The following is a 16,185-nucleotide window of genomic DNA, read 5'->3' as shown; positions in this document are numbered from 1 at the left end:
CGTTCCGGGACCTTCACAGAACCCTTCTACTGGCGCATTCCTCCCCGTATCGCCGTCGCAGGGGGTGACCAACCCCCACTTTCGGGGCAACGGGCTGACGTGCGAGCAACGGGAGCACGCTGAGCCTGCCTCGGCGTCGGCGTGGGGCCGAATCCACCTGCCACCAACAGGGTGGTCAGCGGCCGAAGACCTGGGTCCAGGTCCAGTCGCTCGTGACCACTCCGACGCCCATCGTCTTGAGCGAGCAGTTGAGGATGTTCGCGCGGTGGCCCTCGGAGTTCATCCACGCCTCCATGACGCTCTCGGCGGAGCTCTGGCCGCGGGCGATGTTCTCGGCACCCGGGCTCGGGTGGCCCTGTGCCGTGACACGGTCGACGAAACTGCTGCCGTTCTGCCCGGTGTGCGAGAAGTAGTTGTTGGCGGACATGTCCTCGCTGTGCAGCTGGGCCGCCTTGTTCAGCCGGTTGTCGAGCGTCACCGGTGAGCAACCCGCCGCGGCACGCTCGGTGTTGGTGAGGGCCAGGACCTGGGTGGCCTGGGTGCCTCCCGGGGCGGCCGCGGGTGCGGTGGGCGGTGTCGTCCCGGGGCGCGCCGACGTCTTCTCCGGTTGTGCGGGGGCCGCGGGGGCGGACTTCGTACGGGTCGCCTCGGAGCTCGGTGTGGCCGAGGACTTCGGCCCCCGTGAGGCGTCCGGCGAGGCGGAGGCGGAGGCGGAGGCCGAGGGTGAGGGTGAGGGTGAGGACGACGCGGAGGCGGAGACGGAGGCGGAGGCAGACGCGGAGGGGGAAGGGTTCGGTGACGCGGGCTCGGACGTGGTGGACTCGGGGCGGCCGGTGGAGGCCGACTGCACCTTGTCCGCTTCGCCGTCCGGTGTCAGGAGGACCCATCCGGATATCGCGCCGCCGGTGACGAGCAGCGCCGCGGCCACGGCCGCGATGTTCCTGCTCCGCCGGCGCCGTGCGCGGCTCTGTGCGCGGCTGCCCGCGGGGACGTCCGTACGGCCGTGGCCGTTGCCGTGGCTGCTGGTGTGGCGGTTCGCGCGGCGGCCCACCTCCACCGTTGCGAGGGTCTCGGCCGGGGAGCCGGCGGGCGCCGGGCCGCCCGTGTCCCCGTACGACCCTGTCGGTATGTCCTCCGAGCCCGCCGTCGCGTGGCTCGCGAAGGACACCGGCACCGCCTTCGTCGTTCCGGCCCCGGTGCCGAGAGCGGCGAGCAGGCCCGCCGCCACCGGCACCAGGCCCAGTCCGACCAGCAGGCCCTCCGCCGGGACCAGCCCCGACTGGAAGCCCGCGCAGACGGTGCAGTCCCGGGCGTGGCGTGCGATGCGCTTGCGCCACAGCGCCGAGGGGACGCCGTCCCAGGCCTCCGTCATGTCGTCCAGCAGTACGCAGCGCGACTGCGCGGACAGCGCCCGCACCACCAGCCGGGCCGTCTCCAGCTGGGCCTTCATCCGCTGCACGCGCACCGCGGTGTGCTGCGGCGGCAGTTCCAGTGCGGCGGCGACCTCCGCCCGCGTCAGCTCGCCCGCCGCCTCCAGCCACCACAGCGACAGCAGGGCCTGGTCGTCGGGGTCCAGCCAGCGGGTGGCCTCGGCGGCCTCCCGCCGCTGGCCCTCCAGCCCGAGCCGCAGGATCGTCAGGTCCACGAAGTCGGCGCCCGGGTCGGCGACGTCGTACGCGTCGTGCAGGCCCGAACGGACCGGCGCCGCCCCGCCGTGGCTCTCACTGCGCCAGTGGTGACGTATCTGGTTCATGGTGATGGCGACCAGCCAGGACCGGAACCTGTCGGGGTCCTTCAGCGAGCCGAGCGAGCCGAGGGCGCGGAGCATGGTCTCCTGCACCACGTCCTCGACGTCGGGGTGGCCGTTCAGGGCCCGGCCCACGATGTTGTAGACCAACGGGAGGTGGGCGGCGACGAGTTCGTCCTGGGCCCGCATGTCGCCGCGCTGTGCGGCCTCGACCGTCTCCCTGCCGGGTTCGCTGCTCGCTGCCACGCTCGTCCACGCTCCTTCTCGGTCCTGGCTCGTACTGCGCTGTCACAGGAGGAGAGCCGTCACCGAGGGCCGGATAACAAAAAGCGCGGGAGTCATTCCGGCACGCGCGGCCCCCATGCACGTACGCGCGACTCCTCATGCACGTACGCGCGTTCGACCACGGCGGGGCGAGTGTGGCACAGGACCCCGCGTGTGACAGTGAGCGCCGTCACCGTCCGCCTCACGCGGTCCCCCTCACCTGATCCACCTCACCTGGTTTCCTCATTTGGTCCCCACCGTCCGCAGCACCGTGAGCACCAGGGTCCGGGCCGCCGCCACCGTCTCCCGCAGGGACACGTGCTCGCGCGCGCTGTGCGCCACCGTGATGTCCCCCGGCCCGAACTGCAGCGTCGGTATCCCCGCGCCGGTGTAGTGCCGCAGGTCGCTGCCGTACGTCGCACCGCGCTGCCGGGGTGCCGGGCCGCCCGTGGCGTCCGTGTACGCGGCGCCGACGAGGTCCGGCAGCGGGTGGCCCTCCTCCAGCCGGCCGCTCGCGAACTGCCCGCCCGGCCAGGTCACCGTCGCCGGGTGGTCGCGCAGCCAGGGGTCGGCGGCGCAGGCCCGCGCCACGCACCGCTCCAGGTCGGCGCGCGCCTCGGCCGGGTCCTCGCCGAGGCGTACGCCGAGCCGGCCCTCGGCGACCAGCAGGTCCGGCACACTGCTCGCCCAGTCCCCGGACCGTACGGTGCCCACCGACAGCGCGTACGGGATCGGGTACTCGGCGAGCAGCGGGGACGGGTCCCGGTTCCGCTCGGCCTCCAGGCCGGCAAGCGCCCGGTGCAGGGGCAGATACGCGTCGACCGCGCTCACCCCCTGCTCCCGCGCGCTGCCGTGCGCCGCCTTGCCGGGCACCGCGAGCCGGAACGTCAGGGCGCCCGCGTTCGCGGTGATCAGGGTGGATCCGGTGGGTTCGGCGATGACGCAGGCGTCACCCCCGTGTCCGCGCTCCAGGGTGCCGAACGCGCCGATGCCGCCGTCCTCCTCGCCGACGACGAAGTGGGCGGCGACCCGGCCGCGCAGCCGTATCCCGGCCGTCCGTATCGCGGCGAGGGCGGCGAGGTGCGCGGCGAGCCCCGCCTTCATGTCGCAGGCACCGCGCCCGTGTACGACGTCCCCGGTCACACGCGGGACGAACGGGTCGCCGTCCCCCCAGGCCTCGAGGTCGCCGGGCGGTACGACGTCGACATGGCCCTGGAGGATCAGGGTGGGCCCGTCACCGCCGTCGGGGGTGGTCCCGACCAGGCCCCACGCCTCCTCGCGGGGCACCTCCATGCCCGGGAAGCCGGGGCGGGCGCGCAGCGCGGGCAGGTCCATGGACCACAGGTCGACCTCCATCCCCAGCCATTCCAGCCGGCCGGCCAGTTGGTGCTGGAGTTCGGACTCGGCGGCGCTCCCGGTCACGCTCGGCGCACCGATCAGTTCCAGCAGGGTCCGCCCCAGGGCCGCCTCGTCGATCGCCGCCAGCGCGGCGGCCTCCTCATCGGTCAGCACGTCGCCACTCCTCCCCTCCCGGGACGCGTACGGAGCGCCCCGCTCGCATACATGCTCACCTCCGGCGGTCCGTACGCGGCGACCGCGGCGGCGGCGGCGGTGGCGGTGGCGGTGGCGGTGGCGGTGGCGGTGGCGGTGGCGGTGGCGGTGGCGGTCGCATGACACCGGCATCGGCACCGGCGTGTCAGGGGCCCGGGCCCTCGTCGTCGGGATCCGTCAGCGGGCCGCCGCCCACCGTGAAGCCGATCACCGTTCCGCCGCCGGGCCGGCGGACGGCGTACGGGGCGCCCCCGTGGGCCAGGGCCACCTCGCGGACGATGGACAGGCCGAGGCCCGAGCCGGGGAGGGAGCGGGCGTCGGCGGCGCGGAAGAAGCGGTCGAAGACGCGGACCAGATCGCCTGCGGCGATGCCGGGCCCCCGGTCGCGGACCTCCACCCGTACCGTGCCCGACCGCGCGGGCCCGGCAACCGTGATGTCGATGGGCGCGGTGCCGTTCCGGTCGAACTTGACGGCGTTCTCGACCAGGTTGGACACCGCCCGCGTCAGCATTCCGGGCCGTCCGTCGGTCGTGGTGTCGCCGCTCGCGTGGACGGTGATCTCGCGGCCGCCCCGGCGCCGGGCCAGTTCGGCCACGTCCTCGGCGAGGTCGGCGAGGTCGACCCGGCACGGCGGCTCGGTGTCGGACTGGCCGGCCGCGAGTTCGACGAGTTCGTTGACCAGGTCGGTCAGCTCACGGGCCTCCTGGGTGAGGTCGGTGACGAGTTCCTCACGGGTGTCGGAAGGAAGTTCGTCGATACGGCGCAGCAGGGAGATGTTGGTCCGCAGGGAGGTGAGCGGGGTACGCAGTTCATGGCCCGCGTCCTGGACGAGCCGGCGCTGGTCGTCCTCGGACTGGGCGAGCCGGCCGAGCATCCGGTCGAAGGCGCGGCCGAGCCGCCCCACCTCGTCGTGACCGGTGACGGGCACCTGGATGCCGAGCCTGCGGGTGCGGGCGACGTCCTCGGCGGCGGCGGTGAGGACGACCAGGCGGCGGGTGATCCGCCGGGCCAGCCACCAGCCGAACAGACCGGCCGCGATCACCACCGCCGCCATCAGGACGAGCGTGCGCCGCTGGAGGGCCCGCAGCAGGTCCTCGATATCGCTGAACTCCTGCGCGACCTGCACCGCGCCCCGGCCTTCGCCCAGCGCGACAGTCGCGACGCGGTAGATGTCGTCGCCGACGGCGACGTCCGCGTGTTCGACCACCCGCCCGGCCGTGGCGGCGCCCGCGACCGCGCGGTCGACGGCGACCACCGGCAGCCCCGGGTCGCCCGGGTCGACGATCCGGCCGTCCGGCCCGAGCACCTGGACGTCCGTCCGGGCGGGCCGCACCAGGTCGTGGCCGGGGGCGGCGGAGGAGAAGTCGACCGGTGACATCCGGTTCGCCCGGACCTCGCCGCGCAGATCCTGCACGACCTCGTCGAACACCATCTGCTGGTCCACCCGCAGCAGCCGGGCGGCGGCGCCGTACGACAGGATGCCGACCAGAACGGTGACCGTGGCCGTCACGGCGGCGAAGGCCACCGCGAACTTGGCGCCGAGCGACAGCAGCCGCAGCCGACGCCGTCCGGCCGGGGTACCCGAAGTATGCGACGCACCCGGAGTGCGCGACGCGCCCGGGGAACGTGAGATGCCCGGGGTATGTGAGACGCCCGGGGAACGTGAGACGCCCGGGGAACGTGAGACGCCCGGGGAACGTGAGGCGCCCGGGGTATGTGAGACGCCCGAGGCGTCGGCGGTGTCGCGCGCCACTCAGTCCTCCCGCAGCACGTAACCCACCCCGCGCACCGTGTGGATCAGCTGCGGCGCCCCGGGTTCGTCGAGTTTGCGGCGCAGATAGCCGACGTAGACGGCGAGGTTCTTTGAACCGGGACCGAAGTCGTAGCCCCAGATGCGGTCGTAGATGGTCGAGTGGTCGAGGACGATGCCCGCGTTGCGGACCAGCAGCTCCAGCAGCTCGAACTCGGTCCGGGTCAGCTCCAGCTCCCGCCGGCCCCGCCAGGCCCGGCGCGCCCGCGGGTCCATGCGCAGCCCGGCCGCGTCGACGAACCGCCCTGCCACCGGATCGTCCGGTCGCCCGCCCGACGTCCTGGGTGTCCCGGAGTTCCTGGGTGTGGGTGTCCCAGGGGTCCCGGACGACGGCTGCCGCCCCGACGACTCGGCGGACTCGGGCGCGGGTGCGGACTCGGGCGTGGGTGCGGGTGCGGACTCGGGCGTGGGTGCGGGTGCCACCCGGCGCAGCAGGGCGCGCAGCCGGGCGAAGACCTCCTCGACGTCGAACGGCTTGACGACGTAGTCGTCGGCGCCCGCGTCCAGCCCCGCGATCCGGTCGGCGGTCTCCACCAGCGCCGTCAGCATCAGTACGGGGGTGCGGTCGCCCTCGGCGCGCAGCACCCGGCACACCTGGAGCCCGTCGATGACGGGCATCATCACGTCCAGCACGAGGACGTCGGGCCGGCTGCGGTGGACCTGCGCCAGCGCCTCGGCGCCGTCGGCGACCGCGGTGACCCGGTAGCCCTCCAGGGTCAGGGCACGCGCCAGGGCGTTGCGGATGGCACGGTCGTCCTCGGCGAGCAGCACGGCGGGGGTACGGGGCACGGTAGGGGGCACGGTGCCAGTCTGCCAAGGACCGCCGCCCCGGCGGACGACCGGTGGCCCGGACACCGCCGTCTTCTTGTTCCCCCCGCTCTCTCCCCCGGACTGCCGTACGACCCCGTGGTCCGGTCGCGGTCCGACGCACGGCCTCGCCCGCGGTCCGGTCGCAGGCGTCCCCACCCGCGACCGGCTCCTCGCGAGCGACCGGAACCGGACGGAACCGGTCGCCTCACCCGACGGCCGCTGTCCAGAGAAGACCGCCGGGAGTTCTGTACTCGGCGCCGTCGGCACGTTCGCGCCTTCGGCACCCTCGGCGCGCTCAGCGCCCTGGCGCGCTCAGCCCGCCGACCGCAGCGCGGCCAGCTGCTCCTCGAACGGCACCACATTGCGCGCGTCGAACTTGTCGGCGGCCGCGCCCCCGCGCGTGACGCTGATCGCGTCACCGCCCGTACCGCCGTCCGTAACGCCGTCCGTAGCTACGGAAGCACCGCCGGAGGCGGCCGACAGCGCGCCCGTCAGGGCGGCCAGTTCGCCCGCCGCCCGCTCGATCCGGGCGTCCAGGCCCTTGTCACCCCAGTCCTGGGACGCGGCGTACACCCCCGTGGGGACGACGATCGCGCGCAGGTGGGCGAAGAGGGGGCGCAGGGCGTGCTCCAGTACCAGCGAGTGCCGGGGCGTGCCCCCGGTCGCGGCGATCAGCACCGGCTTACCGTCCAGGGCCTCCCGGTCCCGTACGCCGAGCACGTCGAAGAACGACTTGAACAGCCCGCTGTACGACGCCGAGAACACCGGCGTGACCACGACCAGCCCGTCCGCCCCGGTCACCGCGTCCATCGCGTCGGCGAGCGCCGGTGCCGGGAAACCGCTGGTGAAGTTGTGCGCGATGTCGACCGCGAGGTCCCGCAGCTCGATCACCCGCACGTCCTCCGGGGCCTGCCCGGTGGCCGCGGCCGCGAGCCGCTCCCCGAGCAGGCGGGTGGACGACGGCACGCTCAGGCCGGCCGACACGACGACGACGCTCATACGGTGCTCACCTCTCGGGCGGCCAGCCGCGAGGCGTGGGTCGGCGCGTCCGGCACGCCGGCCGGGCGCCCCTTGGCGAACTCCTTGCGCAGCACCGGCACGACTTCCTCGCCCAGCAGGTCGATCTGCTCCAGCACGGTCTTCAGCGGCAGCCCCGCGTGGTCCATGAGGAACAGCTGGCGCTGGTAGTCGCCCGCGTAGTCGCGGAAGGACAGCGTCTTCTCGATGACCTGCTGCGGGGAGCCCACGGTCAGCGGGGTCTGCTGGGTGAATTCCTCCAGCGAGGGCCCGTTCCCGTAGACGGGGGCGACGTCGAAGTACGGACGGAACTCGCGCACCGCGTCCTGCGAGTTCTTCCGCATGAACACCTGGCCGCCGAGGCCGACGATGGCCTGCTCGGGCGTGCCGTGCCCGTAGTGCGCGTACCGGGCGCGGTACAGCTCGATCATCCGCTTGGTGTGGTCGGCCGGCCAGAAGATGTTGTTGTGGAAGAAGCCGTCACCGTAGTACGCGGCCTGCTCGGCGATCTCGGGCGAGCGGATCGACCCGTGCCAGACGAACGGCGGTACGTCGTCCAGCGGGCGGGGTGTGGAGGTGAAGCCCTGCAGCGGGGTGCGGAACTTGCCCTCCCAGTTGACGACGTCCTCGCGCCACAGGCGGTGCAGCAGGGCGTAGTTCTCGATGGCGAGGTTGATGCCCTGCCGGATGTCCTGCCCGAACCACGGGTACACCGGCCCGGTGTTGCCCCGGCCCATCATCAGGTCGACCCGGCCGTCGGCCAGGTGCTGGAGCATCGCGTAGTCCTCGGCGATCTTCACCGGGTCGTTGGTGGTGATCAGGGTGGTGGCGGTGGAGAGGTGCAGCTTCTCCGTCTGCGCCGCGATGTAGCCGAGCATGGTCGTCGGCGAGGACGGGACGAACGGCCGGTTGTGATGCTCACCGGTCGCGAAGACGTCCAGGCCCACCTCTTCGGCCTTCAGCGCGATGGCGACCATGGCCTTGATCCGCTCACGCTCGGTGGGGGTACGTCCCGTGGTCGGGTCGGGCGTGACATCACCGATGGTAAAAATCCCGAACTGCATGGCCGCTCACCCTCCAGGTTGTTTACGGTTCAACTATACCCGTGAACGGGTCGCCTGCTCCCGTTATTCCGAAACCCCGCGTGCGAAGCTGCCCACATGCTGATCGCCCGCTCCGCAGCCCTCTTCATCCTCGCCGCGATCCTGGAGATCGGCGGCGCCTGGCTGGTCTGGCAGGGCGTACGGGACAACCGCGGCTGGATGTGGGCGGCCGGCGGTGTCCTCGCCCTCGGCGCGTACGGATTCGTCGCGACCTTCCAGCCCGACGCGCACTTCGGCCGCGTCCTCGCCGCGTACGGGGGCATCTTCGTCGCCGGTTCGCTCCTGTGGGGCGCGGTCGCCGACGGCTACCGCCCGGACCGCTGGGACATCGCCGGCGCGCTCATCTGCCTGGCCGGGATGGCCGTGATCATGTGGGCCCCGCGCAACGGCTGACCCCACGGGCCCACCACACCCAACACACCCACCGCACCCACACGGCCACCGCCCCCGCGCAGCCACCACCCTCACGCAGCCGCAGCCGCAGCCGCATCCGCGCGGGCCGGGGCGGCCCCGGTGGACCGCCCGCTCCCGCTTATCCTGGCCGGGCCCGGCACCGCAGTCGCCCGCATGGAGGAGCCCCATGGCCGCCGCAACACCGTCCGTAGCGTCGCGTATCGCCGTCGTCACCGGCGCGAGCAGCGGGATCGGGGCCGCCACGGCACGCGGACTCGCCGAGGCCGGTTACCGCGTCGTCCTCACCGCCCGCCGCAAGGACCGGATCGAGGCGCTCGCCGAGGAGCTGAACGCGGCGGGCCACACGGCCACCGCGTACCCGCTCGACGTCACCGACCGCGCCGCCGTCGACGAGTTCGCCACCGCGTTCAAAACCGTCGGCGTCCTGGTCAACAACGCCGGCGGCGCGCTGGGCGCCGACCCGGTCGCGACCGGCGACCCGGAGGACTGGCGCCGGATGTACGAGACCAACGTCATCGGCACCCTGCACCTCACCCAGGCCCTGCTGCCCAGGCTGGAGGCGAGCGGCGACGGCACGGTCGTCGTCGTGTCCTCGACCGCCGGGCACTCCACCTACGAGGGCGGCGCCGGCTATGTCGCCGCCAAGCACGGCGCCCATGTCCTCGCCGAGACCCTGCGCCTGGAGATCGTCGGCCGGCCCGTGCGCGTCATCGAGATCGCGCCCGGCATGGTGAGGACCGACGAGTTCGCCCTCACCCGCTTCGGCGGCGACGAGGCGAAGGCCGCCAAGGTGTACGAGGGCGTCGCCGAGCCCCTCACCGCGGCGGACGTCGCCGACACCATCACCTGGGCGGTGACCCGCCCCAGCCACGTCAACATCGACCTGCTGGTCGTCCGCCCCCGCGCCCAGGCGTCGAACAGCAAGGTCCACCGGGAGCGCTGAGAGCGGCGCCGATGCCCAAGTCGGGCCCCTGTCCGGCACATCACGTCGGATCGGGCCGGACAGGCCCCGGTCAGCCCTTCACACAGACGACCTGCTTCAGCTTCGCCACGACCTCCACGAGGTCCCGCTGCTGGTCGATGACCTGCTCGATCGGCTTGTACGCGCCCGGAATCTCGTCCACGACACCGGAGTCCTTGCGGCACTCCACGCCCCGCGTCTGCTCCTCCAGGTCCTTGGTCGAGAAGCGCCGCTTCGCCGCGTTGCGGCTCATGCGGCGGCCGGCGCCGTGGGACGCCGAGTTGAAGGAGTCGGCGTTCCCGAGACCCTTGACGATGTACGAACCCGTGCCCATGGAGCCCGGAATGATCCCGAACTCGCCGGAGCCCGCGCGGATCGCGCCCTTGCGGGTGACGAGCAGGTCCATGCCGTCGTAGCGCTCCTCGGCCACGTAGTTGTGGTGCGCGCTGATCTCCGTCTCGAAGGCCGGCTTCGCCTTCTTGAACTCCTTGCGGATCACGTCCTTCAGGAGCGCCATCATGATCGAACGATTCCGCTTCGCATACTCCTGCGCCCAGAACAGGTCGTTCCGGTAGGCCGCCATCTGCGGGGTGTCCGCCACGAAGACGGCGAGGTCGCGATCGACCAGGCCCTGGTTGTGCGGGAGCTTCTGGGCCACGCCGATGTGGTGCTCGGCGAGTTCCTTGCCGATGTTCCGGGAACCGGAGTGCAGCATCAGCCAGACAGCGCCGGTCGTATCCGTGCAGATTTCGACGAAATGATTTCCGCCGCCCAGCGTTCCCATCTGCTTACCGGCCCGCTCGTGACGGAACCTGACCGCTTCCGCCACCCCGTCGAACCGCCCCCAGAAGTCGTCCCAGCCGCCGGTCGCGAACCCGTGCAGGCGGGCCGGGTTCACGGGGGTGTCGTGCATCCCCCGCCCGACCGGGATCACCTGCTCGACCTTCGAGCGCAGCCGGGACAGGTCGCCCGGCAGCTCGTTCGCCGTCAGGGACGTCTTCACCGCCGACATGCCGCAGCCGATGTCGACCCCCACCGCCGCCGGGCACACCGCGCCCCGCATCGCGATGACCGAGCCGACCGTCGCACCCTTGCCGTAGTGCACGTCCGGCATCACGGCGAGGCCCTTGATCCAGGGCAGGGTCGCCACGTTCCGCAACTGCTGGAGGGCGACCTCCTCCACCGACGCCGGGTCCGTCCACATGCGGATCGGCACCTTCGCGCCGGGCATCTCCACGTACGACATATCTTCCTCATTCCCCCGGAAAACAACATAAGAACAAAAGAGCAAAAACCGTCGCCAGGGTCGACGAAAGGGACTTCGGACCGGCGCTCACGGCAGTGCGTGCGATACACATTGTCTGCCGGGGGTGCCCCCGTGCGGCAAGCGATTAAGCAGCGGGGACACTGGTAGACCCGGCGGGCCGAGGCCCGCGCCCACCGTCGAGAGGAGCCCGGTCGTGCAGCGGAGGGCCTACGTACCCGGCGTCGCCGCGCTCCTCGCGGCCCTGCTGGCCGGATGCACCGGCGGTTCGGGCGACGGGAACCGGTCGGACAACTCCAACCCGGGCAGTGCCGGGACGGTGTCGCAGGCGGCCCAGCCCGGCAGATACGCCACGCTTCCGGAGCCCTGCGGCGTGGTCGGCACCGGCATACTCGACGAACTCCTGCCCGGCATCGGGGAGATGACCGACGAGGCCCAGCGGGTGAAGGCGTACGCGGGCGAGGCGACGCTCACCTACGACACCGACCGCAAAGTGGGCTGCAGTTGGAAGGTGGAGTCGGCCGAGGCCACCAACCGTCTGGTGATCGACTTCGAGCGGGTCGTCTCCTACGACAACGCCGTCAGCGACGACAGCCAGGCCAAGGAACTCTTCGCGACGAAGCGGGCGGCGGCGGACCTTCCGGAGCCGACGGCCACCGAGTCCGGTTCCGCGGACACGGACGACGACTCCGGCGAGGACGGCGGCAGCGCGTCCACGGGTCCGGACGCGTCCTCATCCCCTTCGGCCCGCCCCTCCGCATCCTCCGATCCCTCCGAATCCACCGGTTCTTCCGGTGTCGACTCCGCCGCGGTCGCCAAGACCTCCGGCTCCGGCTCGCCGTCCGAGGGCGGGTCCTCCCCCGCGTCGCCGTCCGTCCCGCCCGCCGACCTCCAGCCCCGTCTCCTGGACGAATTCGGCGAGGAGGCCTTCATCGACGATGAGCTGAGCAGCTCCGGATCGACCGTCAAACAGCGCTCGGTGACTGTGGCGTTCCGCACGTCCAACGTGGTCGTGACGATCGAGTACGCGGAGCAGTCGGCGACCGTCGGCACCGTCCCGGACAGTAAGGAAATGCAGGACAGGGCGCGGAAACTGGCCTCACTGCTGGCCGATTCGCTGGGCGGTTGAGCCCCGTACACGCCTCCTCCACCGCCCTGCACAAAGCGTCCGAAGGAAGACCACACGGTCGGCTCACCGCGTACGGTGACCCCTTGGCCTCCGTTTTGACCGCAGGGAACACAAGCGTCATGAGTGAAGGAACCATGCAGCGACGAGCACAGCGAGACGTGGGGGAACCGCCCACGCCGTCCAGCCCGTGGGGGAGCGCGAAGCGCCTCCACCGCGTCCTTGTCGGCGCGGCGGTCCTCCCCGCGATGCTGATCGTCGCCGGCTGCTCCTCGGACTCCGGCTCCGACGACGGCAAGGGCAGGGCGGCCGACAGTTCGGCGTCGGCGTCCGCGTCCGCGAGCCCGTCCCCGACGGTGCGGGCGGCGGTGTACAAGGACCTGCCGGACGCGTGTGACGTCCTGTCGAAGAAGACCCTGGACGATCTCGTACCGGAGGCGAAGTCGGGCAAGGAGAGCCAGTCCGAGGACATCTCGACGCGCGCCGGCTGCTCCTGGGACAGCCTCGCCAACAACGGTGTGGACGGTTCGCAGTTCCGCTGGCTGAGCGTGTCGATGCTGCGCTTCGAGTCGGACACCACGCGGGGCGCGGGCGACGAACTGGCCAAGGCCTACTACGACAAGCAGGTCAAGGACGTCCAGGCCGCCGAGGGCGCCAAGGACACGAAGGCCGAACCCGTCACGGACACCGGCGACGAGGCGACGGCCGTGCGCTACGACCTGAAGAAGAAGGAAGGCACCTTCAAGCAGCAGACGGTCGTGGCCCGCGTCGAGAACGTCGTCCTCACCCTCGACTACAACGGGGCGGGTCTCGCCGGCGACAAGTCGCCGAGCGCCGACGACCTGATGAAGGACGCGAAGAAGGCGGCGAAGGAAGCGGTGAAGACCGTCACCGAGTCCAACGGCGGCAAGAGCTCCGGCGGGGCCGCCGAGAGCGGTTCGCCGTCGGAGCCGGCGTCCTCCTCGGCGCCGGCACCGGCGAAGGACTGAGGTCCGGGGGCCGCGGCGACGTGCCCCAGGACGGGCACGAAGGCGGGTGCGAAGGCGGGTGCGAGACGACCCGAGGACGGGCCTGAAGACGGGCCCGAAGACGGGCGGTGAAACTCCGATACGGAACCGGCCACTCGTTCTCCGCACACATGTGCCACTCTGTTGCGCGCAACAACACGCTAGAGGAGGGGAGTACGGGTGGCCGCGCCCATTCAGCTGACACGGACACACCGGATTCTCATCGGCGTGGTCGTCGCCGGAGCCGTGGTCATCGCCGGCATCGGCTTCGCGGGGTCCTACGCGGCCGTCCGCGAACTGGCCCTGCAGAAGGGCTTCGGGAACTTCAGCTATGTGTTCCCGATCGGCATCGACGCGGGCATCTGCGTCCTGCTGGCCCTGGACCTGCTGCTGACCTGGATCCGTATCCCCTTCCCGCTGCTGCGTCAGACGGCGTGGCTGCTGACGGCGGCGACGATCGCCTTCAACGGTGCGGCCGCCTGGCCGGACCCGCTCGGCGTGGGGATGCACAGTGTGATCCCCATCCTGTTCGTGGTGTCCGTGGAGGCCGCCCGGCACGCGGTCGGCCGGATCGCCGACATCACCGCGGACAAGCACATGGAGGGCGTCCGCCTCACCCGGTGGCTGCTCTCGCCGATACCCACGTTCCTGCTGTGGCGGCGGATGAAGCTGTGGGAACTGCGGTCCTACGAGCAGGTCATCAAGCTGGAGCAGGAACGCCTCGTCTACCAGGCCCGGATGCGCTCCCGCTTCGGCCGGAGCTGGCGCCGCAAGGCCCCGGTGGAGTCCCTGATGCCGCTGCGCCTGGCCAAGTTCGGCGTCCCCCTCGCCGAGACGGCCCCGGCGGGTCTGGCGGCGGCCGGTATCGAACCGGCGGTGCTGCCGCCGGCACCGGAGCAGCGGGCCACCATGGATGACCCGGCCACCGGAGCTACCGCGCTCTCCCTGCAGAAGGCGGCCCCGCCCGCCGATCAGCGCCCCGAGCTGACGGGCGGACCCGGCAACCGCGGCGGCCGCGGGGGCCACGGCGCCTTCGGCGACCAGAACGACGGCGGCGCGTACGACGAGGACCACCGCGACGGCGGCCATCGCGAGGCCCAGGACCCCCGGGCCTTCCGCGACGCCCGCAATACCCGCGACCCCCGGGGCGTTCCGGACGCGCAGGTCATGCCCCCGTACGAGCAGTACGGCCCGAACGCGCCGTACGAGCAGCAGCCGCCCGACCCGGACCAGAGCTCGTGGCTGCACGCCCGGGACCCGCAGTCCGTCGAGTACCACGGCGGCTACGACCCCACCTACGACCCCGCCGACGACCCGCAGTACGCCGAGTGGGCGGCGGAGCAGGAGCGGGCCGAGCAGTACCGCGGGCAGTTCGAGGAGGCACCCCCGGCGCAGGAGCCGTCCCCGGAGGACACCGGCACGTTCCCCATCCCGGTCGGCCCCGGCCGCACCCGCGAGCTGGGCGAGGGCGGCGGCACTCCGGCTGCCGAGCCGGACGAGGAAGCGTATTACCAGGTCTTCAAGAAGTCGATCAACGGCAGTTACCCGACGCCCCGGGAGTTCGGTGACAACGTCGAGGCCGAGTTCAGCCGGACCCTTCCCCCGGAGGAGACCAAGCGCATGGTCAGCCGCTTCACGAACCGCCACACCGCGGAACTGACCGAGGACCACATCGCCTGAGACGCACACACGGCGGTGGGGGCGCCCGGCGAGATGTTCGCCGGGCGCCCCCACCGCCGTTGGATCCTTCCTCCTACTGCCCGAGCAGCCGTCGCACCCGCTCCTGGCCCACCGCGAGCAGCAGGGTGGGCAGCCGCGGACCGGTGTCCCGCCCGACCAGCAGGTGGTAGAGCAGCGCGAAGAACGACCGCTGCGCGGTCTTGATCTCCGCCGGCAGCTCCTTGGGCGTGGCGTCGGCGGGGAAGCCGGCCTGGACCTTGGGAACGCCGTACACGTGGTGGGTCAGCCCGTCCAGCGACCAGTGGTCGGCCAGCCCGTCGACCAGCAGCCGCAGCGACCGGCGGCCCTGCTCGTCGAGGGACTTCAGCAGCTCCCGGCGCCGCCGTCATCAAGTCGACCAGCCTTGCGCTGTGGTGAACGGTCTGCGAAGCCGCATGAGCGAACCGCCGTCCACAAGCACAAGGCTTCTGGACGGCGGTCACGATCCATTGGAGGGATACCGGTGCCTACGGCTTCACCGGATCACCGTCCCCCATGCTCAGCCACCACACATCGTCGTCGCGGGTGAGGTCGAGTACCTGCTGCCCGCCGTCACTGAAGCGGAGTTCCACGGTGGCCAGGCCCGGTGCGACGGGGTCGGCCACGACTGCTTCGACCGGCTTGTCGGCGTGTGCGCCGAACTCGACGATCAGGCGTTGTGCGGCCTTCTCCCGGCCGGTGTACCACGGGGCACCGACCCCGGCCAGGTCCGCAGCGTCACCGCCCCGAAGGCGTTGGACGTATACCTCGAGGACCAGTTCGACCTCGCGGGCGACCTCCTCGACCTCGGGGTAGGTGGACTCCGCGGCGCGGACCGTCACATTCACCTCGGGGGTGTCCCGCAAGGCGTAGGGCGCCGGTTCACGGAGCAGCCACCATACGAGGACGCCTCCGCCCAGACACAGGGTGACGAGTGCCGCCATGAGCCACTTGGCTCCTGAGGTCTTGAGCATCAGTACCACTCCGGCCTGACGCGATGGATGTTCGCCCACGTGCCCCTCTGGCTTCGGATGTAGGTGTCGAGGCGCTGGTTCAGGCGGTTGTTGTTGTGCGCGCTCACGTAGGCCTTCCCCTTCGCCATCTTGGTGATGACACCCGCGTGGCCCCAACCCCGGGTCTGTTTCTTTTCTTCATACTGGATCCCCTCATTCACAAAAAAGAATAAGGATCTTCACAGTTTTCCCCCGCGCATACAGACAGTGAGATGCAGGACACAACGCCCTCCTGGCCGCATCCGCCGTTGTCGCTGCCTCCTCCAGCGCCCGCGGACGTCCTGAGCGGCATCGTGCGCGCGACGCTAGTGTCATGAGTCTTTGATTCGGTTCAGATATCCGGCGAGGCGTTCGAGGATCTCGTCGGCGGTCTTGGTCCAGACGAAGGGCCGGGGGTTCT

At 71.6% G+C, this 16,185-nt stretch carries 14 protein-coding genes and 1 pseudogene; 5 read left to right on the top strand and 10 right to left on the bottom strand.

Annotated features, from left to right (window positions below; translation table 11 throughout):
• Positions 1-175: 175 nt before the first annotated feature.
• The 6 genes from ACFYQA_RS00075 to ACFYQA_RS00050 form a co-directional block, all read right to left on the bottom strand.
• Positions 176-1,936: a sigma-70 family RNA polymerase sigma factor gene (locus ACFYQA_RS00075; RefSeq protein ID WP_388910235.1), complete on the bottom strand. Its 1,761-nt coding sequence runs from the start codon at positions 1,934-1,936 to the stop codon at positions 176-178.
• A 318-nt stretch (positions 1,937-2,254) separates the two neighbouring features.
• Positions 2,255-3,523 (bottom strand): ArgE/DapE family deacylase, encoded by a 1,269-nt coding sequence (locus tag ACFYQA_RS00070; RefSeq protein WP_388909322.1) that lies wholly within the window; start codon positions 3,521-3,523, stop codon positions 2,255-2,257.
• A 184-nt stretch (positions 3,524-3,707) separates the two neighbouring features.
• Positions 3,708-5,087 (bottom strand): ATP-binding protein, encoded by a 1,380-nt coding sequence (locus ACFYQA_RS00065; protein ID WP_388909319.1) that lies wholly within the window; start codon positions 5,085-5,087, stop codon positions 3,708-3,710.
• Positions 5,088-5,315: 228 nt separating this feature from the next.
• Complete coding sequence (locus ACFYQA_RS00060) at positions 5,316-6,161, bottom strand: response regulator (protein ID WP_388909316.1); 846 nt, start codon at positions 6,159-6,161, stop codon at positions 5,316-5,318.
• A gap of 333 nt (positions 6,162-6,494) precedes the next feature.
• Positions 6,495-7,181 carry a CE1759 family FMN reductase gene (locus ACFYQA_RS00055; RefSeq protein WP_388909313.1) on the bottom strand — a complete coding sequence of 229 codons (687 nt, stop codon included), beginning with the start codon at positions 7,179-7,181 and terminating at the stop codon, positions 6,495-6,497.
• Positions 7,178-8,263 (bottom strand): LLM class flavin-dependent oxidoreductase, encoded by a 1,086-nt coding sequence (locus tag ACFYQA_RS00050; protein WP_386405943.1) that lies wholly within the window; start codon positions 8,261-8,263, stop codon positions 7,178-7,180. The genes ACFYQA_RS00055 and ACFYQA_RS00050 overlap by 4 nt, the downstream gene beginning before the upstream one ends.
• Before the next feature lie 96 nt (positions 8,264-8,359).
• Between ACFYQA_RS00050 and ACFYQA_RS00045 the strand changes: the two genes are divergently transcribed.
• A complete protein-coding gene (locus ACFYQA_RS00045; protein ID WP_388909310.1) occupies positions 8,360-8,695 on the top strand; it encodes a YnfA family protein in 336 nt (111 codons plus the stop codon).
• Positions 8,696-8,882: 187 nt separating this feature from the next.
• On the top strand, positions 8,883-9,659 hold the full coding sequence (locus ACFYQA_RS00040) for an SDR family NAD(P)-dependent oxidoreductase (RefSeq protein ID WP_388909307.1): 777 nt from the start codon (positions 8,883-8,885) through the stop codon (positions 9,657-9,659).
• 70 nt (positions 9,660-9,729) lie between these two features.
• Here ACFYQA_RS00040 and ACFYQA_RS00035 read toward each other — a convergent pair whose 3' ends face one another.
• Positions 9,730-10,923, bottom strand: a complete 1,194-nt coding sequence (locus ACFYQA_RS00035; protein ID WP_388909304.1) for an RtcB family protein — start codon at positions 10,921-10,923, stop codon at positions 9,730-9,732.
• Positions 10,924-11,137: 214 nt separating this feature from the next.
• Here ACFYQA_RS00035 and ACFYQA_RS00030 point away from each other — a divergent pair, with 214 nt between their 5' ends.
• The 3 genes from ACFYQA_RS00030 (at position 11,138) to ACFYQA_RS00020 (ending at position 14,754) form a co-directional block, all read left to right on the top strand.
• On the top strand, positions 11,138-12,070 hold the full coding sequence (locus tag ACFYQA_RS00030; protein WP_388909301.1) for a DUF3558 domain-containing protein: 933 nt from the start codon (positions 11,138-11,140) through the stop codon (positions 12,068-12,070).
• 119 nt (positions 12,071-12,189) lie between these two features.
• Positions 12,190-13,056, top strand: a complete 867-nt coding sequence (locus ACFYQA_RS00025) for a DUF3558 family protein (protein WP_388909298.1) — start codon at positions 12,190-12,192, stop codon at positions 13,054-13,056.
• Between the two features lie 198 nt (positions 13,057-13,254).
• Positions 13,255-14,754 carry a DUF2637 domain-containing protein gene (locus ACFYQA_RS00020; RefSeq protein WP_388909295.1) on the top strand — a complete coding sequence of 500 codons (1,500 nt, stop codon included), beginning with the start codon at positions 13,255-13,257 and terminating at the stop codon, positions 14,752-14,754.
• A gap of 73 nt (positions 14,755-14,827) precedes the next feature.
• Here ACFYQA_RS00020 and ACFYQA_RS00015 read toward each other — a convergent pair.
• The 3 genes and pseudogenes from ACFYQA_RS00015 to ACFYQA_RS00005 all read right to left on the bottom strand — a co-directional run.
• Positions 14,828-15,127, bottom strand: a pseudogene (locus ACFYQA_RS00015) (lysine--tRNA ligase); the annotation flags it as partial.
• Positions 15,128-15,260: 133 nt separating this feature from the next.
• Entirely contained in the window at positions 15,261-15,746 is a 486-nt protein-coding gene (locus tag ACFYQA_RS00010) for a hypothetical protein (RefSeq protein WP_388909292.1), read from the bottom strand.
• Positions 15,746-15,874 (bottom strand): hypothetical protein, encoded by a 129-nt coding sequence (locus ACFYQA_RS00005; RefSeq protein ID WP_388909289.1) that lies wholly within the window; start codon positions 15,872-15,874, stop codon positions 15,746-15,748. Before ACFYQA_RS00005 ends, ACFYQA_RS00010 begins: the two co-directional genes overlap by 1 nt.
• Between the last annotated feature and the right edge of the window lie 311 nt (positions 15,875-16,185).

Origin of the sequence: Streptomyces sp. NPDC005774 (assembly GCF_042871645.1) — a bacterium.
GTDB classification, from domain to species: Bacteria; Actinomycetota; Actinomycetes; order Streptomycetales; family Streptomycetaceae; genus Streptomyces; species Streptomyces pratens.
This window is presented reverse-complemented; position numbering and strand designations above follow the sequence as displayed.